Source organism: Streptomyces sp. NPDC043746, from assembly GCF_056436485.1.
Genome location: NZ_JBWKCM010000023.1, coordinates 83121 through 108125, shown reverse-complemented (window position 1 = coordinate 108125; position 25005 = coordinate 83121). Strand labels below are relative to the sequence as shown.

At 72.0% G+C, this 25005-nt stretch carries 21 protein-coding genes; 6 read left to right on the top strand and 15 right to left on the bottom strand.

The genetic code is table 11. The features are described 5' to 3' along the window. Positions 1 to 37: 37 nt before the first annotated feature. Both AC0682_RS23345 and AC0682_RS23340 read right to left on the bottom strand, forming a co-directional pair. Positions 38 to 2236 carry a bifunctional serine/threonine-protein kinase/ABC transporter substrate-binding protein gene (locus AC0682_RS23345; RefSeq protein ID WP_478534951.1) on the bottom strand — a complete coding sequence of 733 codons (2199 nt, stop codon included), beginning with the start codon at positions 2234 to 2236 and terminating at the stop codon, positions 38 to 40. Between the two features lie 69 nt (positions 2237 to 2305). Continuing rightward, positions 2306 to 3151: a hypothetical protein gene (locus AC0682_RS23340; protein ID WP_478534950.1), complete on the bottom strand. Its 846-nt coding sequence runs from the start codon at positions 3149 to 3151 to the stop codon at positions 2306 to 2308. A gap of 444 nt (positions 3152 to 3595) precedes the next feature. Here AC0682_RS23340 and AC0682_RS23335 point away from each other — a divergent pair, with 444 nt between their 5' ends. From AC0682_RS23335 to AC0682_RS23325, 3 genes are all read left to right on the top strand, one after another. Continuing rightward, complete coding sequence (locus AC0682_RS23335) at positions 3596 to 4777, top strand: hypothetical protein (protein WP_478534949.1); 1182 nt, start codon at positions 3596 to 3598, stop codon at positions 4775 to 4777. A gap of 11 nt (positions 4778 to 4788) precedes the next feature. After that, complete coding sequence (locus AC0682_RS23330) at positions 4789 to 5412, top strand: DUF1796 family putative cysteine peptidase (protein WP_478534948.1); 624 nt, start codon at positions 4789 to 4791, stop codon at positions 5410 to 5412. A gap of 155 nt (positions 5413 to 5567) precedes the next feature. Then, the gene (locus AC0682_RS23325) at positions 5568 to 6320 is read left to right on the top strand and encodes a PIG-L deacetylase family protein (RefSeq protein ID WP_478534947.1); all 753 of its coding nucleotides are present in this window, start codon (positions 5568 to 5570) and stop codon (positions 6318 to 6320) included. Between the two features lie 172 nt (positions 6321 to 6492). On the opposite strand, the gene pssA is transcribed toward AC0682_RS23325, so the two are convergent. The 10 genes from pssA to AC0682_RS23275 all read right to left on the bottom strand — a co-directional run bounded on the left by pssA (position 6493) and on the right by AC0682_RS23275 (position 18223). After that, complete coding sequence (gene pssA / locus AC0682_RS23320) at positions 6493 to 7320, bottom strand: CDP-diacylglycerol--serine O-phosphatidyltransferase (protein ID WP_181006578.1); 828 nt, start codon at positions 7318 to 7320, stop codon at positions 6493 to 6495. Positions 7321 to 7342: 22 nt separating this feature from the next. After that, entirely contained in the window at positions 7343 to 7990 is a 648-nt protein-coding gene (locus AC0682_RS23315) for a phosphatidylserine decarboxylase (protein WP_254811371.1), read from the bottom strand. Positions 7991 to 8170: 180 nt separating this feature from the next. Continuing rightward, complete coding sequence (locus AC0682_RS23310) at positions 8171 to 9376, bottom strand: acyl-CoA dehydrogenase family protein (RefSeq protein WP_254811370.1); 1206 nt, start codon at positions 9374 to 9376, stop codon at positions 8171 to 8173. 49 nt (positions 9377 to 9425) lie between these two features. Continuing rightward, positions 9426 to 9929: a MaoC family dehydratase gene (locus AC0682_RS23305; protein ID WP_478534946.1), complete on the bottom strand. Its 504-nt coding sequence runs from the start codon at positions 9927 to 9929 to the stop codon at positions 9426 to 9428. Positions 9930 to 9931: 2 nt separating this feature from the next. Then, a complete protein-coding gene (locus AC0682_RS23300) occupies positions 9932 to 10906 on the bottom strand; it encodes an HpcH/HpaI aldolase/citrate lyase family protein (RefSeq protein WP_478534945.1) in 975 nt (324 codons plus the stop codon). Beyond that, a complete protein-coding gene (locus AC0682_RS23295; RefSeq protein ID WP_478534944.1) occupies positions 10903 to 12915 on the bottom strand; it encodes a protein meaA in 2013 nt (670 codons plus the stop codon). The genes AC0682_RS23300 and AC0682_RS23295 overlap by 4 nt, the downstream gene beginning before the upstream one ends. A 9-nt stretch (positions 12916 to 12924) precedes the next feature. Beyond that, the gene (ccrA, locus tag AC0682_RS23290; RefSeq protein WP_478534943.1) at positions 12925 to 14262 is read right to left on the bottom strand and encodes a crotonyl-CoA carboxylase/reductase; all 1338 of its coding nucleotides are present in this window, start codon (positions 14260 to 14262) and stop codon (positions 12925 to 12927) included. Positions 14263 to 14620: 358 nt separating this feature from the next. Beyond that, entirely contained in the window at positions 14621 to 15421 is an 801-nt protein-coding gene (locus AC0682_RS23285) for a GNAT family N-acetyltransferase (RefSeq protein WP_478534942.1), read from the bottom strand. Between the two features lie 113 nt (positions 15422 to 15534). Next, positions 15535 to 16350: a TetR family transcriptional regulator gene (locus tag AC0682_RS23280; protein WP_478534941.1), complete on the bottom strand. Its 816-nt coding sequence runs from the start codon at positions 16348 to 16350 to the stop codon at positions 15535 to 15537. Positions 16351 to 16441: 91 nt separating this feature from the next. Further along, positions 16442 to 18223, bottom strand: coding sequence for a 3-hydroxyacyl-CoA dehydrogenase family protein (locus AC0682_RS23275; RefSeq protein ID WP_478534940.1), 1782 nt, complete (start codon positions 18221 to 18223; stop codon positions 16442 to 16444). A 359-nt stretch (positions 18224 to 18582) separates the two neighbouring features. On the opposite strand from AC0682_RS23275, the gene AC0682_RS23270 reads away from it, so the two are divergent. Beyond that, on the top strand, positions 18583 to 19176 hold the full coding sequence (locus AC0682_RS23270) for an adenylosuccinate lyase (RefSeq protein ID WP_478534939.1): 594 nt from the start codon (positions 18583 to 18585) through the stop codon (positions 19174 to 19176). Between the two features lie 52 nt (positions 19177 to 19228). Here the strand turns inward: AC0682_RS23270 and AC0682_RS23265 are convergent, their stop codons facing one another. Together AC0682_RS23265 and AC0682_RS23260 are read right to left on the bottom strand one after the other, a co-directional pair. Then, on the bottom strand, positions 19229 to 20821 hold the full coding sequence (locus AC0682_RS23265; protein ID WP_478534938.1) for an alpha/beta hydrolase: 1593 nt from the start codon (positions 20819 to 20821) through the stop codon (positions 19229 to 19231). A 140-nt stretch (positions 20822 to 20961) separates the two neighbouring features. Next, the gene (locus AC0682_RS23260; RefSeq protein WP_478534937.1) at positions 20962 to 21999 is read right to left on the bottom strand and encodes an Rv2578c family radical SAM protein; all 1038 of its coding nucleotides are present in this window, start codon (positions 21997 to 21999) and stop codon (positions 20962 to 20964) included. Positions 22000 to 22148: 149 nt separating this feature from the next. Here AC0682_RS23260 and AC0682_RS23255 point away from each other — a divergent pair, with 149 nt between their 5' ends. After that, positions 22149 to 22592 carry an SRPBCC family protein gene (locus tag AC0682_RS23255; RefSeq protein ID WP_478534936.1) on the top strand — a complete coding sequence of 148 codons (444 nt, stop codon included), beginning with the start codon at positions 22149 to 22151 and terminating at the stop codon, positions 22590 to 22592. Positions 22593 to 22942: 350 nt separating this feature from the next. Here AC0682_RS23255 and AC0682_RS23250 read toward each other — a convergent pair whose 3' ends face one another. Continuing rightward, complete coding sequence (locus AC0682_RS23250; RefSeq protein ID WP_478534935.1) at positions 22943 to 23854, bottom strand: LysR family transcriptional regulator; 912 nt, start codon at positions 23852 to 23854, stop codon at positions 22943 to 22945. A gap of 143 nt (positions 23855 to 23997) precedes the next feature. Here AC0682_RS23250 and AC0682_RS23245 point away from each other — a divergent pair, with 143 nt between their 5' ends. Continuing rightward, complete coding sequence (locus AC0682_RS23245) at positions 23998 to 24984, top strand: aldo/keto reductase (protein ID WP_478534934.1); 987 nt, start codon at positions 23998 to 24000, stop codon at positions 24982 to 24984. Positions 24985 to 25005 lie beyond the last annotated feature (21 nt).

Below are 25005 nucleotides of genomic sequence, written 5' to 3'. Positions count from 1 at the left end.
ACGAAGGCGGGCCGGCCCTCGTGGCCCGTGCCCGGCCTCAGACCTCCCGGCCGTCCATCCCGACGTACCGGAACTTCCCCCGCTCCACGCGGTAGACGAAGACCCCGGTCCCCGCGTACATCCCGTTGGCGGGCTCGAACGCATAGCTCTTGGACACGCCCTTGTACCGGGTCGTGCGCAGCACGGGCAGCATGTCCTGCCGGGTCATCGACGTCCGGCCCGTCCCCTCCGCGCAGGCCGCGATCAGCCCGACCGCGTCGTACGCCTCGGCGGCCAGCAGCGGCGGCGCACCGTCGAACCGCTTGCGGTAGGCCGCCGCGAAAGCCTCCACCGAGGGTACGGAGGCGGGGTCGGCGGCCGTCGACACCACCAGCCACCCCGCCGCGTCCTCGCCCGCCTCCGCCAGGAACCGGGGATCGTGCACGGCCTGGGTGCCGAGCGTCGCCCCCCGGAACCCGGCCTTCGTCAGCGCCCGCGCGAACCGGGCCGCATCCCGCCACCCGCCCCCGTACACCACCGCGCCCGGCTTCTTCGCGACGATCCGCCCCGCCTCCGTGTCCAGATCGGCGGTGCCCTCCCGTACGGTCTCCGCGAAGACCGTACGGCCGTTGCCCCGCAGCCCCGCGTCCAGGAACCGGGTGGTCTGGCGGCCGTACTCGGTCCCGTCGTCCACCAGCGCCACGGTGTGGAGCCCCTTCGCCCCCAGGTACTGCGCCACCGGCAGCATCTGCATGTCGTTGCGCGGCCGGGCGCACAGGAAGATGCGGTTCAGGTTCCGGGTGTCCCCGTCGACCACGCTCAGCAGCGGCAGCGCCACCTCGTCGTAGGCGACCAGCGCCTCGCGCGCCGCGTCCGCACCGGTCGCCCCGATGGCCGCGACCACCAGCGGGTCCTCCGCGAACCGCCGCACCGCCGCCTTCGCCTTCTCCCCGTCACCGCCGTCGTCGGCCACCACCAGGCGCAGCGTGAACGGCGCGTCCTCGCGGGCGTTGTGCTCCTCGACCGCCAGGAGGGCCGCCCGCTCCTGGCCCCTGCCGGTCGACGCCGACGGGCCGCTGAGGTCGGCCTGGAGCCCGATGCGCAGCTCGGGCCGGGCGGCCGTCGCATCCCCGCGCCCCGTGCCGTCCCCGCCCGGGTCCTTCTCGCCGCCCGATGCCGTGGCCAGCCAGGCGGTGGTGCCGCCCGCCGCCGCGAGGGCCGCGCCGCCGGTCACGTACGTGAGGAACCGCCGACGGCCGAGGGAGCGCGGGACGGCGGTGGAGTCCCGGCCCCCGGCACCGACAGCCGGGGTGGCGCCGGGGTCCGCGGTGAAGCCCGCCTGCCCCGTGGCACCCGCGTCCAGGCTGGTCGCCTCGATGTCGGGCAGCGCCAGCATCCGGGCCGACCGTTCCGCGATCAGATGGGTCACCGGACCCGGCAGCCAGCCGCCCCCCGGCGCCTCCGGCGCGAAGGCCCGCCGGATGTCCCCGGCGGTCGGCCGCCCCTCCGGCTCCTTCGACAGGCACGCCTCCACCACCGGCCGCAGCCCCGGCGGCAGTGCGCCCAGCTCCGCCGGGTCGTGCACCGTACGGAAGAGCATCGCCTCCACCGGTCCGCTGCCGAACGGCCGCCCGCCGGTCGCCGCGTACACCAGCACACAGCCCAGCGAGAAGACGTCGCTCGGCGGGCCGATCCGCCGCCCCTGCGCCTGCTCCGGGGAGAGGAAGCCGGGGGAGCCGACGATCGCGTCCGTCGCCGTGAGGACCGTGTCGTCCAGGGCACGCGCGATCCCGAAGTCGATCAGCCGGGGGCCGTCGAGCCCCAGCAGCACGTTGCCGGGCTTCACGTCCCGGTGGACCAGCCCCGCACCGTGGACGGCCTCCAGCGCCTCCGCCAGCATCGAACCGAGCGCCCGCACACTGCGTTCGGGCAACGGCCCCCCGCCGCCCACGGCCTCGCTCAGCGGCGGCCCCGGCACGAACTCGGTGGCCAGCCACGGCGCGGGCGCCTCGGTGTCGGCGTCGACCACCGGCACCGCCCACCGGTTGCGCACCTGCCGGGCGATCGCCACCTCGCGCCGGAACCGGGCGCGGAACCCGGCGTCGTCCGCGTACTCGGCCCGGATCAGCTTGATGGCCACCAGCGCGCCACCGGGCGAACGGCCCAGCAGGACCACGCCCATGCCCCCGGCGCCGAGCCGGCCGAGGACGCGGTATCCGGCGATCCGCGCCGGATCGGTGGAGCGGAGCGGTTCCATCAGCGGTTACGTCCCTGCATCGTGATCGTGTCCTACCTCCGGGGGCTCCCCGCGCCTACGGGGGTGCGCTCACGTGAGTTCCAGCTCGACCCGGTAGAGCACCTTGGCCCCGCCCTCGGCGGCGATGCGCAGCAGGTCCGTGGTCTCGTACCCCTGGGCGCCCTTGACCGAGACGGCCGTGGTGACCGGCCCGATCCGGGACTTGGACCAGACGTAGTCCTGGGTGCCGTCCGAGCCGGGGCCGGAGTACTTCCCGGCCTCGAAGAGCGAGGCGTCCGCGTTGCGCACGTCCTTCTGGTCGAACTGGAGCGACATCAGCCCGCTCAGCCGCTGCCCGCCGCCCAGCTCCTGCGACGGGCAGCGGAAGCTCTCCTGGACGGTGTCCTTGATCTCCCGGTCGGCACCCTCGACGCTCCTGTGCACCGTCACGGTCACCGAGCCCATGACCCGCCCCTTGCCGTCCTGGGCCGGGAGGTCGAGCCGCCGTGTGTAGGAGTCCAGCACCCCGTCGGGCAGGGCACTGCGGCTCCAGACACAGGAATCGGCCAGTACGGTCCAGGTCCCGGCGGTCTCGTACGGCGTCCCCCGTACCATGCCCGCCGCCCAGTCGTCCTCCCCGAGAGAGGCGTTGCGCGTCAGCCTGCGCGCCTCGGCCGCCGTCTTCGGGACCCGGTCCGGGGCGGGTGTGAAGTCGTACGCGCTGGGCAGCGCCCCCGGCTCCGCGGACTCCGCGGGCTTCTCCGGTTCCGGCGCCCCGGACGGCTCCGCGGACCCCCCGGCCTGCCGTACCGAGGCGGACGGCTTCGGCTCGGGACCCTCCCCGCCCTTCGTCCCCGCGTTTCCGCAGCCCGCGAGCAGGACGCCCGCCGCCGCGACCGCCACCGCGCGTCCCGCGCCGAGCCTGTGCTTCGTCATCGTCGGACCCCCGTCGTCCCCCTGCTCCGCGTCCCGGCCCGAGTCGTCGGGGCGTCGGATGCGAGGTGATTCTAGAAGCCGGGCGCGCCGGGTTGACAGGATCCCCGTACTCATTCCGCTGCCGGAACTTCCCAGTCACCGGGAGGAGGCTGCCTCTGGTGCGGGGGAGCGGGCCGTGGTACGAGCCGTCGACAGGGGGCTTCGGTGGCTGAAATCCGGCCATGGAGGGGGGTGTGAGTCCTGTAGGGCGGGCGCGGTATCGGGGGTCCGGACGCCCCGTAACCGCCGTGCGCGGGTTCCGTGTTCGGCGGAAAATTGGTCTGGACCACCTGGATGGGGGGTGGTTGGCTCGACCTCGGACGAGGGGGCCGCCGAGCGTGCCCCGTCCCGTTCAGACCCTGTATGTCCACCGCTTGCCCGAGTCCTGCTGAGGGGATCCATCCCGTGATCGACATCGTGGCCGTACTCAGGGCCGAGGACGCCGTACTCGACTTCCTCTCCGTGCTCACCGGCTCCGGGACCGCCCGGAGGCCGGAGCCGGGCCGCGAGGTCCACGTCCTCCTCGGCGACACCGCCGAACACCTGGTGCTCCCGGCCGACCTGCCGACGGCCGAGCGGCTCGACGCCGTGGCCCGGCACGTCCGGCCCGTCGACGAGCGCACCCCGTCGCCAGGACCGGAGGCGCTGGCCGCCCTGATCGAGGCCGCGGCCCGAGGCGTCGAGGCCCGGCTCTGGACCCACTCGCCCGCCGACACCCGGCGCACCAGAGGCCGCCTCGGCCGGGATGCCGCCGCTGCCGTCGCTCCGGGCGGGCCGACCGTCCTGCACGCCGTCGGCCACTCGCCGTACCTCCAGTTCATCAGCGACCTCGACCGGCCGCTCGAACGGGCCGAGGCCGGTGCCAAGCTCGCCTTCGTGAACCGGCACTGCGGCCATCTGCTGCGCACCGAGTCCGCCGAGTACGTCGTCCGGACCGGGCGGGTCCACGCCACCGAGCGGTTCTTCGCCGCGGGGTCGGCTCAGGAGCGGGAGCGGCTGTTCGCGCTGCTGGCCAGCCTCGACGAGGACGCGGCCACGGTGGCCGACCCGTGGGAGTTCGCCACCTCCGCGTACGAGGCGGAGCGGCTGGACGCCACCGTGGCGTGGATCGCCGGGCACTGCCCGCCCGGCGGCGGCCCGCTCGTCGAGGTCGGCGCCTGTGAGGGGGCGCTCACCACCCGGCTCGCGGAGAAGGGCTTCACCGTCCACGCGACCGAACCCAATCCCGCCTTCCGCCGCCGCCTGGCCGAGCGGGTCGGGGACACCGCCCGGGTCCGCCCCGACGCGCTGGAGGAGCTGGCCGCCGGCCGCGGGCTGCCCGCGGCGGCCTACCTCCTCATCGAGATGCTCTACTACGGCCAGGACCTCGCCCTGCTGGACCGCCTCCCGACCGACCTGGTCCTCGTCGCCCTCGAACCCGAGACGCTGGCCACCCGGCTGACCCCCTGGCTGGAGACCTCCCCGCACTGGCGGAAGGCCGACGAGACCCCGCTCGTCGGCCCGGCCCTGGAGACGGTCTGCGGCGGCCGGGCCTACCTCGGCAAGCGCGGCAGCGTCGGCGTCCTGCTCCGGCGCACCGGCGTCTGACGGAGCCCGCCATGTACGACGTCTGTGTCGGGCTCGGCTACCACTGCGAGTCCACCTACCAGCTCCGCCGCATCACCGGCAGGGAGCGGGCGCACTTCTTCGACTGGCTCGACCTCGATCTCGTCGCCGTACGGGAGACCATCGCGGCCGACTTCGCCAACGTCCTCCGCCCCGGCATGGGCGAACCCTTCAGCAACGGCCTCTGCGTACGGGACCGGGGCTCGAACATCCGCTTCTTCCACGACTTCCATGCTCCCGGGGGCACCCCGCTGACTCCGGAGGTCATCGCGGAGCAGTATCCGAGGGTCCGGGAGAAGTTCGCCCACCTCGCCACCCGCTGGCGGGACTTGGCGGCCTCCGGCACCCGGGTCCTGTACGTCCACCACGACGCGTTCGACGAGAGCGGCGCCGACGACCTGGCGGCCCTCCACGGCCTCCTGCGCTCCCGCTACCCGGACCACGACTTCGACCTGCTCTGGCTGCGCCGTACGCCCCCGCGGACCACCCCCGCACTCCCGCCCGGGGTCACCTGGGGGACCGTCGCCGCCCAGCCCGGCCGCTGGGAGGGCAGCGACACGGCCTGGGACGCGGCCCTCGCCGCGCTGGACATCCCCCGCCGGGCTCCGGCGCCCTGACCACACACCCGGGTGGCCCGACCCCACGCCCCGCGCCCCGACCGGGCCTCCCCCCCCGGGAGCCCGTGGGCACCCCGCCCGGCCCCTACCGCCGCCTTCGCACCCCCGACCGCCCGCTTCCGGGCCCCGAACAGCCCCGCCCCTCCGGAGGAACCGTGCCCGCCCCCGTACCGCCCCCCTGGCGCACCCTCGTCGTCTCGCCGCACTTCGACGACGCCGCGCTCTCCCTCGCCGGGCTGCTGCCCACCCTGCCCGGCCCCCTCGCCCTCGTCACCGTCCACGGCGGTCCCCCGCCGCCCGGCGCCCCCGTCTCCTGGTGGGATTCCACCTGCGGCTTCACCAGCGCGGCCGAGGCCCACCGGGTCCGCAGCGCCGAGGACGCCCGCGCCTGCGAGCTGCTGGGCGCCGAGCAGCTCCTGATCGACCACCCCGACGGCCCGTACGTCTTGGAGGGCGAAGGCCCCGACGCGCTCGACGCCCTCCTGAGTACCCTCGCCCCCACCACCCGCGTCCTCCTCCCGCTCGGTACCAACCAGCCCGACCACGAGGCCGTACGGCTCCGCGCCCAACGCGCCCTCGCCGCGACCGGCGCCCCCGCCCCCTGGGTCTACGCCGACCTGCCCTACACCGGCCACCTGCCGGAGTGGGGCACCCCCCGGGCCTCCGCGGCGCTGGCTGCCGACCAGAAGTGGGGGGCCGCCTACCAGGAGCTGACCCGTCACCACCGTGTCACGGTCCGCCACGAACTGGTGCTCTCCGACGAGCAGTGGGCGGCCAAGCGCGCGGCGGTCCTCAGCCATGCCTCCCAGCTCGCCGCGCTCTCCCCCGACCACGGTGCCTTCCTCGCCCGTCAGGGCCCCCTCCACGCCGAGCTGATCTGGAGCCTGGAGCCGCACCCCGGCCGGTGAGGCCGCGGCCTGGAGCCTGCGGCGGGGGCGCTGAGAAGGAACGCCCGGGGGCGAGGGGACACCCGGGGACGACGCGGGGAGGGGGCGGCACACCGGGACATGCGCGAGGGCCCGGATGCCGGGGAGCATCCGGGCCCTCGCCCTGTTCTGCGTACGTCCGCGTACGTACCCGCTACGGGAGCTGTGCCGCCCGCGCCTCGCGGCGGTTGTCACGGAACGTGTTGACCCGTCGCGCCGTGGCGAAGAGCGGGATCACCGCGCCCAGCACCACCTGGAGCGCACAGCCGGTCTGGAGCAGCAGCTGCCCGCCCGGGGCGTCGAAGGCCCATGCGGCGAGCAGTCCCATCGCGCTCACGATCCAGCTGAGCATCGCCACCGCGAGGATGCCACGGGGCTTGGGGTACTCGACCCGGCTCACCATCAGCCACGCCACCCCGACGATCGCCAGCAGCGTCGGGATGAAGGGCAGCTCCAGAAGCACGATCGAGACGACCGTCAGCGCTCCGAAGGGGCTCGGCATGCCCTGGAACATGCCGTCCTTCAAGGTCACACAGGAGAATCTGGCCAGCCTGAGCACCACGGCCAGCAGCACCACGATCGCCGCCAGCGCCGACACCCGCTGGTGGGCGTCGTCCGCGACCATCCCGTACACGAGGACGAAGTAGGCCGGGGCGAGCCCGAAGCTGATGAGGTCGGAGAGGTTGTCCAGCTCGGCCCCCATCGGCGAGGACCGCAGCTTGCGCGCCACGAGCCCGTCGAAGAGGTCGAAGATCGCCGCCATCAGCATGAGGATCACGGCGGTGGCCGCCGAGTGACGGGCCATGCCCGTCTCCTCGCTGCCCGTGAGGTGCGGGATGAGGATCCCCGTGGTGGTGAAGTACACCGCCATGAATCCGCACGTGGCGTTACCGAGAGTGAGCGTGTCCGCTATCGACAGCCGAAGCGAGAGCGGCATGTCCTCCGCGCCGTCGGCGTCGCTCTCCTGCTCGGCCTCGGGCACCCAGCCGACCTTGGTATCCGGATCAACTACGGTCAATTCGAGTCACCCCCGCGGTGGTGGCCTGGCCGACCTCGACCGCGACATCGATACCTTCCGGAAGGTAGATGTCGACCCGGGAGCCGAAGCGGATCAGGCCGATGCGCTCGCCCTGCTCCACCTTCGTGCCCTGCGGGATGTACGGCACGATACGACGGGCGACCGCTCCCGCGATCTGCACCATCTCGATGTCGCCCAGTTCGGTGTCGAAGTGCCAGACAACGCGCTCGTTGTTCTCGCTCTCCTTGTTGAACGCCGGAACGAACCCGCCCGGGACGTGCTCGACCGACGTCACGGTGCCCGCCAGCGGCGCGCGGTTGACGTGGACGTTGAGCGGGCTCATGAAGATGGCGACCCGGGTCCGCCCGTCCTTCCACGGCATGATGCTCTGCACCACACCGTCGGCCGGGGAGATGACCCGGCCCTCGGCGATCTCGCGCTCGGGGTCACGGAAGAACCACAGCATGCCCGCCGCGAGCGCGGTGGTGGGCACGGCCGCAGCCGCCCAGCGCCCGGACTTGCGGGCGCGGGCGAGGCTGAGGGCCGCGGTGGCGACGGTCGGGAGGAGCCACGGCGATGCTCCGCGGGCGATGCGGACCCCGCCGCGGTGTGCGGAGGTAGGGCTGTCGGGCATGGATGACCTTCGTAGCGGATGATGCCGCGCTGGCAACGGGGGACGGCGGCTTTCCGGCGATGCTATCGGTTGCCGGGCGCAACTGGGCAAGCCAGCAGCCGAGTCGGACTGCCGAATGGCACCCGCCGAGGGTGACCCGGTGTGATGTTGTTCGCCACCAAATCACCTCGAAAGGGACATTCAGCCCTGGAATCGGTACTCCTCCAGGAGGCGCCGGCCAATGATCATTTTCTGGATCTCGGCGGTACCTTCGCCGATCAGCAGCATCGGGGCCTCGCGGTAGAGGCGCTCGATCTCGTACTCCTTGGAGAAGCCGTAACCGCCGTGGATGCGGAAGGCGTCCTCGACGACTTCCTTGCAGTACTCGGAGGCGAGGTACTTCGCCATCCCTGCCTCCAGGTCGTTACGTTCCCCGGAGTCCTTTTTGCGTGCCGCGTTCACCATCATCGCATGAGCGGCCTCGACCTTGGTGGCCATTTCGGCCAATTTGAACTGGATCGCCTGGTGCTGCGCGATCGGTTTGCCGAAGGTCTGGCGCTGCTGGGCGTACGAAACGCCCAGCTCGAACGCACGCTGAGCGACGCCGCAGCCACGGGCGGCGACATTGACCCGCCCGACCTCGACACCGTCCATCATTTGGTAAAACCCTCGGCCGGTGGTGCCGCCCAGGACCCGGTTGGCCGGAATGCGCAGGTCGTCCATGATGAGTTCGGTCGTGTCGACGCCCTTGTACCCCATCTTGTCGATCTTTCCGGGGATGGTCAGGCCGGGCCGGACCTCTCCGAAGCCGGCCTCCTTCTCCACCAGGAAGGTCGTCATCGACTTGTGGGGTGCGGTGCCCTCGGGGTGGCCTTCGTCACTTCGGCAGAGAACGGCCACCAGCGTCGACGTGCCGCCGTTCGTCAGCCACATCTTCTGGCCGTTGAGAACGTACTCGTCGCCGTCCCTGACGCCCTTCGACGTGATCGCCGAGACATCGGAGCCGAGCGCCGGCTCCGACATCGAGAAGGCCCCGCGCACCTCACCGAGTGCCATACGCGGCAGGAACGTGTCCTTCTGCTCCTGGGTGCCGTGCTGCTTGAGCATGTAGGCCACGATGAAATGCGTGTTGATGATCCCGGACACGCTCATCCAGCCGCGCGCGATCTCCTCCACGCACAGTGCGTAGGTGAGCAGCGACTCGCCCAGACCCCCGTACTCCTCGGGGATCATCAGCCCGAACAGGCCGAGTTCCTTGAGCCCTTCCACGATCTGCGTGGGGTACTCGTCGCGGTGCTCCAGCTGGGTCGCGACCGGAATGATCTCCTTGTCGACGAAATCCCGGACCGTGGAAAGGATTTCCCGCTGGACGTCGTTCAGACCGGCGGTCTGGGCGAGTCGCGTCATGGCTGCATCTCCTGTGGCTTCACGCGGATGGCCTCACGGCCCTGCACGGTTAGTTGGCGGGCGTCGGGCGGCCGGGCTGCTCGCCGCCGCGCTCCTTGATGTACGTCTCGGTGGGGACCATCACCTTGCGGCGGAACACGCAGACCATGGTGCCGTCCTGCTTGTAGCCCCGGGTCTCGACGTACACGATTCCGCGGTCGCTCCTGGACTTCGACGGGGTCTTGTCCAGGACGGTGGTCTCGCCGTAGATGGTGTCGCCGTGGAAGGTCGGTGCGATGTGCTTGAGCGATTCGACCTCCAGATTGGCGATGGCTTTTCCGGAGACGTCCGGCACCGACATGCCGAGCAGCAGCGAGTAGACGTAGTTGCCGACGACGACGTTCTTCCCGAAGTCGGTCGTCCTCTCCGCGTAGTTGCTGTCCATGTGGAGCGGGTGGTGATTCATGGTCAGCAGACAGAAGAGGTGGTCGTCGTATTCCGTGACCGTCTTTCCGGGCCAGTGCTTGTAGACGGCACCGACCTCGAACTCCTCAAAAGTGCGTCCGAACTGCATGATCAGGCCTCCGGGGCTTCGAACTTGGACGTGCGCTGCATTCCGGCGGCCCGGCCCTTGCCCGCGATGACCAGGGCCATCTTGCGGCTGGCCTCGTCGATCATCTCGTCGCCGAGCATCGCGGAGCCCTTCTTGCCGCCCTCCTCGGAGGTGCACCAGTCGTAGGCGTCGAGGATCAGCTCGGCGTGGTCGTAGTCCTCCTGCGAGGGCGAGAACACCTCGTTGGCCGCGTCGACCTGGCCGGGGTGGAGCACCCACTTGCCGTCGAAGCCGAGGGCGGCGGCACGGCCGGCCACCTCGCGGTAGGCGTCCACGTCGCGGATCTGGAGGAACGGGCCGTCGATCGCCTGGAGGTCGTGGCTGCGGGCCGCCATCAGGATGCGCATCAGGATGTAGTGGTACGCGTCCGCCGGGTAGCCGGGCGGCTGCTGGCCGACGACCAGGGTCTTCATGTTGATCGAGGCCATGAAGTCGGCCGGGCCGAAGATCAGCGTCTCCAGGCGCGGCGAGGCGGCGGCGATCTCGTCGATGTTCACCAGGCCCTTGGCGTTCTCGATCTGCGCCTCGATGCCGATCTTCCCGACCTCGAAGCCCATCGTCTTCTCGATCTGGGTCAGCAGCAGGTCCAGCGCCACGACCTGCTGGGCGTCCTGGACCTTCGGCAGCATGATGCAGTCGAGGTTGGGGCCCGCGCCCTCGACGACCGTGACGACGTCCCGGTACGTCCAGTGCGTCGTCCAGTCGTTGACCCGCACGACCCGGGTCTTGCCGCTCCAGTCGCCGTTGTTCAGCGCGTCCACGATGTGGTGGCGGGCGCCCTCCTTGGCGAGGGGCGCGCAGGCGTCCTCCAGGTCCAGGAAGACCTGGTCGGCCGGGAGGCCCTGGGCCTTCTCCAGGAAGCGCGGGTTGGAGCCGGGTACGGCCAGACACGAGCGGCGGGGGCGCAGCCGGTTCACGGGGGCGGTGGGCGTGGTCATGCGGAGACCTCCAGAGGGTCGAGCTTGTTCGCTTTCCGGATCTCGTCGACGATACGGCCGATGATCTCCGTGATGCCGAAGTCCTTCGGGGTGAAGACGGCGGCCACGCCGGCTTCGATGAGCGCCGCGGCGTCGGCCGACGGGATGATGCCGCCCGCGATCACCGGGATGTCCGGCGCCCCGGCCTCGCGCAGCCGGTGCAGCACATCGGGCACCAGCTCCGCGTGCGAGCCGGAGAGGATGGAGAGCCCCACGCAGTGCACGTCCTCGGCGAGCGCCGCGTCGGTGATCTGCTCGGGGGTCAGCCGGATCCCCTGGTAGACCACCTCGAAGCCGGCGTCCCGTGCTCGTACGGCGATCTGCTCGGCCCCGTTGGAGTGCCCGTCAAGACCCGGCTTGCCGACCAGCAGGCGCAGCCGTCCCACACCCAGGTCGGCGGCGGTACGGGTGACCTTCTCGCGGACCAGCGCGAGCGTGCTGCCCGGCTCGGCGGTGACCGCCACCGGGGCCGAGGAGACCCCGGTCGGCGCGCGGAACTCGCCGAAGACGTCCCGCAGCGCCCAGGACCACTCGCCGGTGGTGACGCCCGCGCGGGCGCACTCGACGGTGGCTTCCATCATGTTCTCGGTGCCCGCCGCGGCCTTCTTCAGCGCGGCCAGCGCCTGGGTCGCGCGGGCCTCGTCGCGGTTGTCGCGCCAGGCGTGCAGGGCGGTGACGACCCGGGCCTCGTTCGCCGGGTCGACGGTCATGATCGCGCCGTCGAGGTCGGAGGTGAGCGGATTGGGCTCGGTCGTCTCGTAGATGTTGACACCCACGATCTTCTCCTGGCCGCCCTCGATCCGGGCCCGGCGGGCCGCGTGCGAGGAGACCAGCTCCGACTTGAGATAGCCGGACTCGACGGCCGCCATCGCGCCGCCCATCTGCTGGATGCGGTCGATCTCCGCGAGCGACTCCTCGACCAGGGCGTCCACCTTGGCCTCGATGACGTGCGAACCGGCGAAGATGTCCTCGTACTCCAGCAGATCGCTCTCGTGCGCCAGCACCTGCTGGATCCGCAGCGACCACTGCTGGTCCCAGGGCCGGGGCAGCCCCAGCGCCTCGTTCCAGGCCGGGAGCTGCACCGCGCGGGCGCGGGCGTCCTTGGAGAGGGTGACGGCCAGCATCTCCAGGACGATGCGCTGGACGTTGTTCTCCGGCTGCGCCTCGGTCAAACCGAGGGAGTTGACCTGGACGCCGTAGCGGAAGCGGCGCTGCTTGGCGTCGGTGATGCCGTACCGCTCGCGGGTGACACGGTCCCAGATACGGCCGAAGGCGCGCATCTTGCACATCTCCTCGATGAAGCGGACGCCCGCGTTCACGAAGAACGAGATCCGGGCGACCACGTCACCGAACTTCTCCTCCGGGACCTGGCCCGAGTCGCGGACCGCGTCGAGCACCGCGATGGCGGTCGACATGGCGTACGCGATCTCCTGGACCGGGGTGGCCCCCGCCTCCTGGAGGTGGTAGCTGCAGATGTTGATCGGGTTCCACTTGGGGATGCGGTTGACCGTGTACGTGATCATGTCGGTGGTCAGCCGCAGCGAGGGCACCGGCGGGAAGATGTGCGTCCCGCGCGAGAGGTACTCCTTCACGATGTCGTTCTGCGTGGTCCCCTGGAGCTTGGCGGGGTCGGCCCCCTGCTCCTCCGCGACCACCTGGTAGAGCGCCAGCAGCCACATGGCGGTCGCGTTGATCGTCATCGAGGTGTTCATCTGCTCCAGGGGGATGTCCTGGAACAGCCGGCGCATGTCACCGAGGTGCGAGACGGGCACACCGACACGGCCCACCTCGCCGCGGGCGAGAATGTGGTCGGGGTCGTATCCGGTCTGCGTCGGCAGATCGAAGGCGACCGAGAGACCCGTCTGGCCCTTGGCGAGGTTGCGGCGGTACAGCTCGTTGGACGCCTCGGCGGTCGAGTGACCGGCGTACGTCCGCATGAGCCAGGGCCGGTCCTTCTGACGTTCGGTCATGGGAGAACCTCAGACGTTGCGGAAGCGGTTGATGGCGTCGATGTGCTGCTCGCGCATTTCCTGGTCGCGCACGCCCAGACCTTCACGGGGTGCCAGTGCCAGGACGCCGACCTTGCCCTGGTGGGCGTTGCGGTGGACGTCGTGGGCGGCCTGGCCGGTCTCTTCCAGGGTGTACGTCTTGGAGAGCGTCGGGTGGATCTTGCCCTTGGCGATGAGGCGGTTGGCCTCCCACGCCTCGCGGTAGTTGGCGAAGTGGGAGCCGATGATGCGCTTGAGCGACATCCACAGGTAGCGGTTGTCGTACTCGTGCATGTAGCCCGAGGTGGAGGCGCAGGTGGTGATCGTGCCGCCCTTGCGGGTGACGTAGACCGAGGCGCCGAAGGTCTCGCGGCCCGGGTGCTCGAAGACGATGTCGATGTCCTCGCCGCCGGTGAACTCGCGGATGCGCTTGCCGAAGCGCTTCCACTCCTTCGGGTCCTGGGTGCGCTCGTCCTTCCAGAACCTGTAGCCGTCCGCGTTGCGGTCGATGACCGCCTCGGCGCCCATGGAGCGGCAGATGTCGGCCTTCTCCGGGGAGGAGACGACACAGATCGGGTTGGCGCCGCCGGCCAGCGCGAACTGCGTGGCGTAGGAGCCGAGTCCACCGCTCGCGCCCCAGATCAGGACGTTGTCGCCCTGCTTCATCCCGGCGCCGTTGCGGGAGACGAGCTGGCGGTACGCGGTCGAGTTGACCAGGCCCGGGGCCGCCGCCTCCTCCCAGCTGAGGTGCCGGGGCTTGGGCATCAGCTGGTTGGACTTGACGAGCGCGATCTCCGCCAGGCCGCCGAAGTTGGTCTCGAAGCCCCAGATGCGCTGCTCGGGGTCGAGCATCGTGTCGTTGTGGCCGTCGGAGGACTCCAGCTCGACGGAGAGGCAGTGTGCGACGACCTCGTCGCCCGGGTTCCAGGCGTTCACGCCGGGGCCGGTGCGCAGGACGACGCCTGCCAGATCGGAGCCGATGACGTGGTAAGGCAGGTCGTGGCGCTTGGTGAGCTCGCTGAGCTTCCCGTACCGCTCCAGGAAGCTGAACGTCGAGACCGGCTCGAAGATGGAGGTCCAGACGGAGTTGTAATTCACCGAGCTGGCCATCACGGCGACGAGGGCCTCGCCGGGGCCGAGTTCGGGGACCGGGACCTCGTCGAGGTGGAGCGACTTGCGCGGGTCCTTGTCGCGGGTCGCGAGCCCGGCGAACATCTCCGCCTCGTCCTTGTGCACGGTGATCGCGCGGTAGGACTCGGGGATGGACAGGGCCGCGAAGTCCGCGGCCGTGCTGTCCTCGGACTGGATGGCGTCCAGGATTTCCTTCACGGTGTTGCCTCCGGTGATGCGGCGTCGAGGGAACGCTTGTAGGGCCCTGCTGGCAGGGGAGCGGTGCGGTGTGGAGGTGTGTTGCCGTCGGTTCGGCGAGTGGAGCTTCGGCTTTGCTCGGGTGGAGCAGAAGGGTGCCTGTGACGCAGGCGTCCGGGCGCGCAGCACGGTGGTTGCGGGGACAGCCGGCGTACGGGACATCCCCAGCACGCCGGCCGCCCGGACACCTTCAACGTATGGCACTCCGTGACAGCTGACAAGGCACCCAGTGCCAACAATTTCTCTCACTTGTCATCTCGTAGGCACGCATGAGCAACACGATGGGCGTTACGAGACGTTCTGTCCTGCTGCCGGGCGGTTACCGTGCCGGTCGGTACACATACGGCGTCGTCGTCCCCAGCTCCAGAAAGCCCAGTCGGCGCAGGATCGGGGCCGACATGTCGGTGGCGTCGACCTGGAGGTACCGGTAGCCGCGCTCCGCGGCGATCCGCGCCCGGTACGCCACCAGCGCCCGGTAGACGCCCTTCCCCCGCCAGGCGGTCACCGTGCCTCCGCCCCAGAGCCCGGCGAAGCCCGTGCCCGGATGCAGCTCCATCCGCCCGGAGCAGACCGGCTCGCCCCCGCCGTCCACCGCCATGACCGCCACGAAGTCCTCGGGCGCCTCCTCCAGCCGCTTCACCACCTGGTGGAGCAGGCGCTTCCCGTCGGTGCCGAAGGCCTGCTCGTGGGCCCGGGCCATCAGCCCGGCGCCCGCCGCATCGGTCACCGGCCGCAGGCTCACCCCCTCGGGCAGCTCGACCGGCCCGGCCAGCGGCTCCGCGGGAGCCACGAGCAGTGCCTCCGGCTCCTCAGCCGCGAACCCGGCGGCCAGCAGCCGTTCCCCCAGGTCGGCGGGGGAGTCGTGGGCGTACAGCTTCCACTCGAACTCGGGCAGGCCGAGCGCCGTGCAGTGCTCGATCTGCGCGGCGACGGCGGCGTCGGCCCCCCGGGCGTCCAGCCCCGGGTCCGACCAGACCACCCCGTTCCAGTCGTCCGGGCCGCCGACCTGGCGGACGACGGGGCCGGCGCGCTCGACGCGTACGCCGGGCCCGTCGGGGCGGGCGTGCTCCCGCATCTCGCGGTCGAAGAGGTGACGGATGGCGTTCTCGGATGATCGCATCCGTGCACATCAGCACAGTGGTGCCCGGCGGGCCAGCGGATTCCCGGCCGCCGCGCGCGTCGAACGGCTCGGCCCGGACGCGTCGAAGACCCGCCGGGGAGTCGGCCCCCGGCTCAGCGCTCCTTGAGCGCCTGCTGAATGGTCCGCATGACCTCGTCCAGGGGGGCGTCCGTACGGGCCACCGCGACCAGTACCTCGCCCTCGGTGGCGACCGTCGCCGCCGGGGTCCTGGTGGCATCGGCCGGGGCGGTCCGGCCCGCCCCGATGCCGGAGCCGAAGGTCTCCCGCACGATGGCGAAGGCGCGGTCGAGCTGGGCCTCCACATCGCCCTGGCCCCCGGCCCGCAGCCAGCGGCGCAGCACGTGGTTGTGCGCGGTGACCACCGCGGACGCTGCCACCTCCGCCAGCAGCGGGTCGTCGTTGCCCACGTGGTGGTCGCGCTCGTCGAAGTGGCCCAGCAGATAGCGGGTGAACAGCCGCTCGTAGCGGGCCACCGACGCGATCTCGGCCTCCCGGAGGGTGGGTACCTCACGGGTCAGCTTGTAACGGGCCACGGAGACGGCGGGCTTGGCCGCGTACATCTTCATGACCTCCTTGATGCCGCGGCACACGGTGTCGAGCGGATGCTCGTGCGCGGGGGCGGCGTTGAGGACGGCCTCGGCCCTGACGAGGGTGTCGTCGTGGTCCGGGAAGATGGCCTCTTCCTTGGAGCGGAAGTGCCGGAAGAAGGTCCGCCGGGCGACGCCCGCGGCGCCCGCGATCTCGTCGACGGTCGTCGCCTCGTACCCCTTCGTGGCGAAGAGCTCCATCGCGGCAGCGGCCAGTTCGCGGCGCATCTTGAGCCGTTGGGCGGCGGCGCGCGACCCCGCGGCGGTCTCCGGGGCGTCGGGCGCGGCGGTGGCACGGGGTGACTTGGCGGGCTGGGACATGGCATGAACGTAACGCATCGGTGCAGGAGAGCGCGCCTTCGGGGGCGGACCGCCGGGGGGTCCCAGCAGCCCGCCCCACCCGGCTCCCGGGTCAGCGCCGGGCATATTCGCGGAAGCCCCGGCCCGTCTTGCGGCCGAGGCAGCCCGCGGCCACCAGGTGCTCCAGCAGCGGCGCCGGGGCGAGCCCCGGGTCGCGGAACTCCTTGTGCAGCACCTTCTCGATGGCGAGGGAGACATCCAGCCCGACGACGTCCAGCAGTTCGAACGGGCCCATCGGGTAGCCGCCGCCCAGCTTCATGGCCGCGTCGATGTCGTCCAGCGAGGCGTAGTGCTCCTCGACCATCTTGATCGCGTTGTTGAGGTACGGGAACAGCAGCGCGTTGACGATGAACCCGGCCCGGTCCCCGCAGTCCACCGGGTGCTTGCGGATCTTCGCGCAGACCGAACGGACCGTGGCGTGGACGTCGTCGGCGGTCAGGACCGTACGGACGACCTCCACCAGCTTCATCGCGGGCGCCGGGTTGAAGAAGTGCATCCCGATCACGTCCTCGGGCCGCGCGGTGGCCCGTGCGATCGAGACCACCGGCAGCGACGAGGTGGTGGTGGCGAGGACCGCGCCCGGCCGGCAGACCTTGTCCAGGGCCGCGAAGAGCTGCTGCTTGATCTCCAGGTCCTCCGCGACCGCCTCCACGGCGAGGTCGACCTCCGCGAACGCGTCCAGCGAACCGGCCGCCGTGATCCGCCCCAGCGTCTCGTCCCGCGCCTCGGCCGTCAGCCGCCCCTTGCTGACCGAGCGCTCCAGCGACTTCGCGATCCGGCCCTTGGCGACATCCGCCTTCTCCTGGCTGCGCGCCGCGAGGACCACGGTGTACCCGGCCTTGGCGAAGACCTCCGCGATCCCGGAGGCCATGGTCCCGGAGCCCGCGACACCGACGGAGGCGACGGAGCGCCCCACACCGGCCGCGGCTTCCGCGGACGGGGTGAGCGCGTCGGGCACCACGGTCTGGCTGCCCGGAGCCTCGTACGTGTAGAAGCCGCGCCCCGCCTTGCGCCCGGTCAGCCCGGCCTCGCTGAGGTGGCCGAGGACGGGGGCGGGGGCGTGCAGCCGGTCGTGGGAGGCGGAGTACATGGCCTCCAGGACCGTCCGGGCGGTGTCGATGCCGATCAGGTCCAGCAGGGCGAGCGGGCCCATGGGCAGTCCGCAGCCCAGCTTCATCGCCGCGTCGATGTCCTCGCGGGAGGCGTAGTTGGCCTCGTACATCGCGGCGGCCTGGTTGAGGTAGCCGAAGAGCAGGCCGTCGGCGACGAACCCGGGCCGGTCCCCGACCGCGACCGGCTCCTTGCCCAGCTCCCGGGCCAGCTTGGTGACGGCCTCGACGGCGGGCGGCGCGGTGAGCACCGAGGAGACGACCTCGACCAGCTTCATCGCGGGCGCCGGGTTGAAGAAGTGCAGGCCGAGCACGCGCTCGGGGCGCTGCGACTCGGCGGCGAGCCGGGTCACCGACAGGGCGTTCGTCCCGGTGGCGAGGATCGCGGTGGGCGCGACGATCGTGTCCAGCTCCCGGAACACCTGCTGCTTGAGCTCGTACGACTCCGGCACGACCTCGATGACCAGCTCGGCATCGGCAGCCGCCGCGAGGGCGTCGGAGATACGGAACCGGGCGAGCGCGTCGGCCCGCTCCTGCTCGGTGATCCGCCCGCGCCCGACGGCCCGTGCGGTGGAGGCTTCGAGGGAGGAGAGGGCCTGCCGGGCGGCCGCCTCGCTGATGTCGATGCCGATGACCTCGCGGCCCGCGAGGGCCAGGACCTCGGCGATGCCGGTGCCCATGGTGCCGAGGCCGACGACGGCAATGGTGGAGAGCGGGGTGTCCATCACGGGACTCCAGGGTGAGTGACGACTGTGGGAGCAGGCGCGCGCGGCGATGAGGGAGCGGCGCACGGCCTGCGTGATGCGTGTCGTGAAGCGCGGGGCCGGGGGCGCTGGAGCACGCCCGGCCGGGAGGGGTGACGGACTCTGTCCCGGAGTCGCGTCGCACTGGTACTGCCGAACCGACAAGCACTCCGGGCGGCTGCGTCACCAGGCCACCGGAGCGTGCGGGGGAGTGTGTCCCCGCTCAGATGAGATTAACCGGCCAGTAACGAGCGCGCCACCCCTGAGTCTTTGTGCGCTGGACCACATCGACCCGACCGCCGTGTTCTGTACGGAGTGTGTGCGTGGATACGCTGAGCGTCATGGATGAGGAGCTGCGCTCACTGACGGACCGGTTACGGGACGAGGCGGCGGCCGGGCCGGCCGACGGGGCCGCACACGACCCGACCGCGTACGAACTGCTGGTGGCCACCGACGACCACGAGGTGCTGGCCCGGGTCCTGGTCGAGCCGGGCCGGCCGCTCTGGGCCCGGGAGATCGCCGCGTTCCGGCTCGGCTGTGCGGGCGACCGGCGGGCCTTCGAGGCGCTGGTGCTCCTGCTCAACCACCGCGACCCGGAGCGCTGCGTCTCCGCCGCCCACGCCCTGGCCCGCCTGAACGACCCCCGCACCCCCAGGGCCGCCGCCGCGCTCGCCACCAACACCCTGCGCACCGCGTATGCCGTGCACCCGGTGCGCCTGCTCACCACCCTGCGCGCCCCCGAGGCGGTCCCGGCCCTGGTCGCCACCCTCCAACGCCTGCTGGCCCCCGGCGACCCGCACTGGCGCGTGGCCCTGGCCTGCGTGGAGGGCCTGGGTCACCTCGGCGACTCCCGCGCCCGCCCGGTCCTCACGGCAGCTCTTCCGCATCCGCGCCTGGGCAGGGCGGCGGAGGAGGCACTGGGACGGCTGCCGTGAGGATCCCCGGGCTCTGCCGGTCTCCGGGTGGCTCCGGGGTGACGGCCGGGGTTCAGTGGCGCGGCCCCAGCAGCCCGTGCAGGCGGCTGCCCGCGCTGTTGTCCACGGACTGGGCCGCCGCCTTCGCGGCAGGCAGCGGCTTGGGGTCCGGGAGCGCCGGGCAGGCCGCGTCGGCCTCGCCCGCGCCCCGGCCGCGCGGGACGGTCCCGTCGGTCAGATAGGCCGTCAGGTGCTGGTCCAGACAGGCGTTGCCGCTCAGCGAGATGCCGTGGTTGCCGCCGCCCTCCTCCACCACGAGGCTGGACCCCTGGAGCTTGCGGTGCATGGACACCGCGCCCGCGTACGGGGTCGCCGCGTCGCCCGTGGCCTGGAGGATGAGGGCCGCCGGGAGGCGGTGGTTGGCGACCGGGACCGGGGTGAGCGGTGCCACCGGCCAGGTGGCGCACGGCGCGTTGTACCAGGTGTTGTTCCAGGTCATGAAGGGCGCCTTGCCGTGGATCCGGCGTGCGTCGTTGCGCCAGGTCGACCAGTGCCGGGGCCAGCCCGCGTCGCGGCACTGGACGGCGAGGTAGACGGAGTAGCTGTTGTCGCCGCCGGGGCCGGTGGCGCCGAAGTTCTCGTACGCCGTCGCCAGCGCCTCGGCGTCCCGGTCGTTGACGTACGCGGCGAACGCCTCGGCCAGGTAGGGCCAGTAGCCGTTGTAGTAGCCGCCGGGCAGGAAGGTGTCCTCCAGCTCGCTCGCCCCGACCTTGCCGCCCGCCGGCTCGGCCGCGACGGCCGCCCGCATCCGGTACCAGGCGGCCTCGACCCCCGCCGGGTCCGTGCCGAGCCCGTAGGTCGCGTCGTGCTTCGCCACCCACGCCGCGAACGCCTTGTGGCGGTCGTCGAAGGCGTAGTCCTGGTTCAGATTGCCCTGGTACCAGACGTCGTCCGGGCCGACCACCGAGTCCAGGACCAGCCGCCGCACCCGCTCCGGGTGCAGCTTGGCGTAGACGGCCCCCAGATACGTACCGTAGGAGTAGCCGAAGTAGTTGATCTTCTCCGAACCCAGCGCCCGCCGGATCACGTCGAGGTCCTTCGCCGCGCTGACGGTGTCCATGTACGGCAGCACGTCGCCGTGCTTCTCCCCGCAGGCGCGGGCGAACGCGGCGGCCCGGTCGCGGTTGATCCGCTCGTCCCGCGTGGAGGCGGGCACCGAGTCGGGGCGTACGGGGGCGGAGTGGCCCGGCAGGCAGTCCAGCCGCGGGCTGCTCTTCCCGACCCCGCGTGGGTCGAACCCGATCACGTCGTACTGCGAGGCCACCTTCTTCGGCAGCGCCGACGCCACGAACCCCGCCAGCGACAGCCCGCTGCCGCCCGGCCCGCCGGGGTTGACCAGCAGCGGGCCCTGGAAGGTCTTCGCGGTGTGCGGCACCCGGGAGAGGGCGAGGGTGATCCGCCGGCCCGACGGGTCCGCGTGGTCCAGCGGGGCGGTGACCTTCGCGCACTGGAGCGTGGGGTGGTTCTCCGTCGGACAGTCGGTCCAGGCGAGCCCCGGCGCGGGCGGCGTGCTCGCCGGGGAAGCGGCGGCCGGGGCCGGCGCGGTGGCCAGCAGCCCGGCGACCGTCGCACCGGCGGCGACCAGAATTGCTGCACGTTTCGTCATGGGGCCTCCCGAGGTGGAGGGACACGGCGGCGGATGGCCGGTCCCCGCCGCATGCTCCCCGAGATCACCGGGCCGGGGGCCGATTCCGCGCGGAATCGACCCGTACGGTCACGCCATCGGCCCTGCCGGAGCCGTCCCCGTCACAGGAGCGTCAGCTGGGTCGGCCCCGGCTCGTCGGCCGCCTCCACCGTCCTCGCGGGCGCGATCCGCCGTGCCCCGCCCCGGTGCGCCGGGCCGATCCCGAACTCGTCCGCCAGCTCGTGGACCTGACGTGTGATCCGGCGCTGGTACCAGGTGGGGGCGTACGCCCCGTCCCCGTACATCCGCTCGTACCGCTCCACCAGCTGCGGGTGGTGCAGGCCGAGCCAGCGGAGGTACCACTCGCGCGCGCCGGGACGCAGATGCAGGACGAGCGGGGTCACCGAGACCGCCCCGGCCGCCGCGATCGCGGAGACCGTGGCGCGCAGCTGCTCCGGGCTGTCGCCGAGGAAGGGGATGACGGGCGCCATCAGGACGGAGCAGCCGATCCCGGCCTCGGTCAGCGTGTGGACGGCATCCAGGCGGCGGTCGGGGGAGGGGGTGCCGGGTTCCACCGTGCGCCACAGCTCGCGGTCGGTGAAGCCGACGGAGACCGAGACGCCGACCTCGGTGGCCTCGGCGGCCTGCCGCAGCAGCTCCAGGTCCCGCAGGATCAGGGTGCCTTTCGTCAGGATCGAGAAGGGGTTCGCCCGGTCGCGCAGGGCCGTGATGATCCCCGGCATGAGCCGGTAGCGGCCCTCCGCCCGCTGGTAGCAGTCGACGTTGGTGCCCATCGCGACGTGCTCGCCCCGCCAGTGCCGGGAGGCCAGCTCCCGCCGGAGCAGGTCGGCGGCGTTGGTCTTGACCACGATCTGGGAGTCGAAGCCGACGCCGGTGTCGAGGTCCAGGTAGCTGTGGGTCCTGCGGGCGAAGCAGTACACGCAGGCATGCGAGCAGCCCCGATAGGGGTTCACCGTCCATTCGAACGGCATGCGCGAGGCCCCGGGCACCCGGTTCAGGATCGAACGGGCCCGGATCTCGTGGAACGTCATGCCCCGGAATTCCGGGGTGTCGAAGGTGCGCGTGGTCACCGCGTCCGCGGCGAAGAGCGCGCTGTTGCCGGTCATGGCGCGGTTTTCGACCAGATTGTCCCAGCGCATGGACGCCTCCTCGGTAGCACTGTCCACAGAATAGAACATGTGTTCCCATGATCATGCGGACCGGCCCGCCGACCCCGATTTTGAGCGGCCCCGCCCGAGGTGGTTGGCTCAGCTCACCCCCCGAACTACGGACTGCTGGAGGAACAGCCATGGCGCAGGTCGAGGCCACCACGGAGCGGATCATCTCGGCGGACGCGGAGACGGTGTTCGACGCGCTGGCCGACTACAAGGACGTCCGCGGCAAGGTGCTGACCGCGCACTTCAGCGAGTACGAGGTCCGCGAGGGCGGCGACGGCGAGGGCACCGTCGTCCACTGGAAGCTCCAGGCGACGAGCAAGCGGGTCCGCGACTGCCTGCTGGAGGTCAGCGAGCCGACCGACGGTCAGCTCGTCGAGAAGGACCGCAACTCCTCGATGGTCACCACCTGGACCGTCACCCCGGCCGGGGAAGGGAAGTCCAAGGCTGTCGTCACCACCGTCTGGGACGGCGCGGGCGGCATCGGAGGCTTCTTCGAGCGGACCTTCGCCCCCAAGGGCCTCGGCCGGATCTACGACGAGCTGCTCCAGAACCTCGCCACCGAGGTCGAGAAGTAGGACATGCGCGGGGGCGGAGGCCGGGCCGGCGAACGGCACTGGCCCCCACCCCCGGGCCGCTCCTGGCCCGGCCCGCCATGGCCCCCGGGCCCGCCCCGCGGTCGTCCCCGGTCCCGCCGGTCGGCCGCTCTCACCGGAACGAGTGGTTCTTCCGGGGCGGCCGGTGGTGCGCCGTAGTGGCTCCGGCCGACGCGTGAGCCCTTCGTGCGCGCCCTGCGCGCCCCTGGTCACGTCTGCCCCGCTGTGCCGCCCGGAGCGACACGTGGGCGGCGCGGATGCGTGCGACCGAGGGGAGCGGCACGCGGAAGGGCCGGTGCCCCGCCTTCCGTTCGGCCGCTCTCCCGGTGGGCTCAGCGCGCTTCGGCGTCCCGTACCGCCTCCTGGCGTACCAGCCGCATCAGCGCCCGCGCCCCCGGGCTCAGGCTCCCCGGCGCCGGAAGCACCGCCACGCTCTCGTACACCGCCCGCCGCCCGCCCGCCGGGGCAACGCCCACCGCCACCAGCCGGGCGGCCTCCGGCTTACGGGAGAAGTGGTGCGGCACCACCGAGATGCCCAGCCCCTCCCTTACCAGCTCCAGCAGACTGTGCACGTCGCTGACCTCCAGGCCCACCGTCCGCCGGACCCCCGCCGCCGCGAACGCCGCGTCCGCCGCCCGCCTCGGCCCCCAGTCCGGGTGGAAGTCGATGAACGACTCACCCGGCAACTCCTCCCATGCCACCTCGGCCCGCCCGGCGAACCGGTGCCCCGCCGCACAGAGCACCACCATCGGCTCCCGCGCCAGCTCCATCAGCTCCCCGCGCCACTTTGCGGGGTCCACCGTCGCCGCGAACGCCAGGTCGAGCCGCCCCCCGGCCACCCCCTCCAGCAGGCTGCTCGTCCCCTCCTGGCGCAGCCGCAGCTCCATCTGCGGGTGGGCCCGGTGGAACGCGGCCAGCAGCCGGGCCGGGCTCACCCCCGCCACGCACTGCTCGACCCCCACCGTCAGCGTCCCGCGCAGCAGTCCCCGCACGGCGTCGACCGCGTCCCGCGCCGCGCGCGCCCCCGCCAGCGTGCGCTCCGCCTCCACCAGCAACGCCCGCCCGGCCTCGGTGAGCCGGACCGTCCGCGTGGTGCGGCTGAACAGCGGCGTCCGCAGCTCCTGCTCCAGCGCCCGCACCGAGGCGGAGAGCCCGGACTGCGAGACGGCGAGGCGCTCGGCGGCGCGGGTGAAGTGCTGCTCCTCGGCCACGGCGACGAAGTGCTCCAGCTGACGCAGTTCCATGATTGAGCAATGTAGGCGATGAATCCGAGCGGAATCTCCTGTTGGACCGCTGGATCGATCTACGGAAGCCTGGGACCCGCCCCCGCGCCGGTTCCCGGCGCGGCACCCTCGTACGCCCCGGACCTCTCCAGCGGAGCCCGCCCATGTACCTGCCGTCCGCCGACCGCTACTCCGCCATGCCCTACCGGCGCACCGGCCGCAGCGGCCTGCTGCTGCCCGCGCTCTCTCTCGGCCTCTGGCACAACTTCGGGGGCGATCGCACCCCCGAGGCGCAGGGCGCCATCCTGCGCCGCGCCTTCGACCTCGGCATCACCCACTTCGACCTGGCCAACAACTACGGCCCGCCGCCCGGCTCCGCCGAACTCGCCCTCGGCCGCGCCCTGGCGACCGACTTCGCCCACCTCCGCGACGAGATCGTCATCTCCACCAAGGCGGGCTACCACATGTGGGACGGACCGTACGGGGAGTGGGGCTCGCGGAAGTACCTGCGTGCCTCCCTGGACCAGAGCCTGCGGCGGCTGGGCGTCAGCTATGTCGACATCTTCTACTCCCACCGCCCCGACCCCGACACTCCGCTCGAAGAGACGATGGGCGCCCTCGCCACCGCCGTACGCCAGGGCAAGGCCCTCTACGTCGGCCTCTCCAACTACGGCGCCGAGGAGACCCGTCAGGCGGCCGCGATCCTCGAGGACCTCGGCACGCCCCTCCTGATCCATCAGCCGCGCTACTCGATGCTCGACCGCCGCCCCGAGGACGGGCTGCTCACCGCGCTCGACGAGCTGGGCGTCGGCTCCATCGCGTACTCCCCGCTGGAACAGGGCATCCTCACCGACCGCTATCTCGACGGCATCCCGGTCGACTCCCGCGCGGCGGGCGACAGCCCGTTCCTGACGGCCGACGCGGTCACGCCCGCGCTGGTGGAGCGGCTGCGCGCCCTCGACGCCCTGGCCGGGGAGCGCGGCCAGTCCCTCGCCCAGCTGGCCCTGGCATGGGTGCTGCGCGGGGGGCGGCTCACCTCGGCCGTGGTCGGGGCGAGCAGCGTCGCCCAGCTGGAGAACAGCGTCCGGGCCGTCGGGAACCTGGAGTTCACGGCGGACGAGCTGGAGCGGATCGAGAAGCTGCTTCCCTGAAGGGTCGCCCGGCGCCCACGG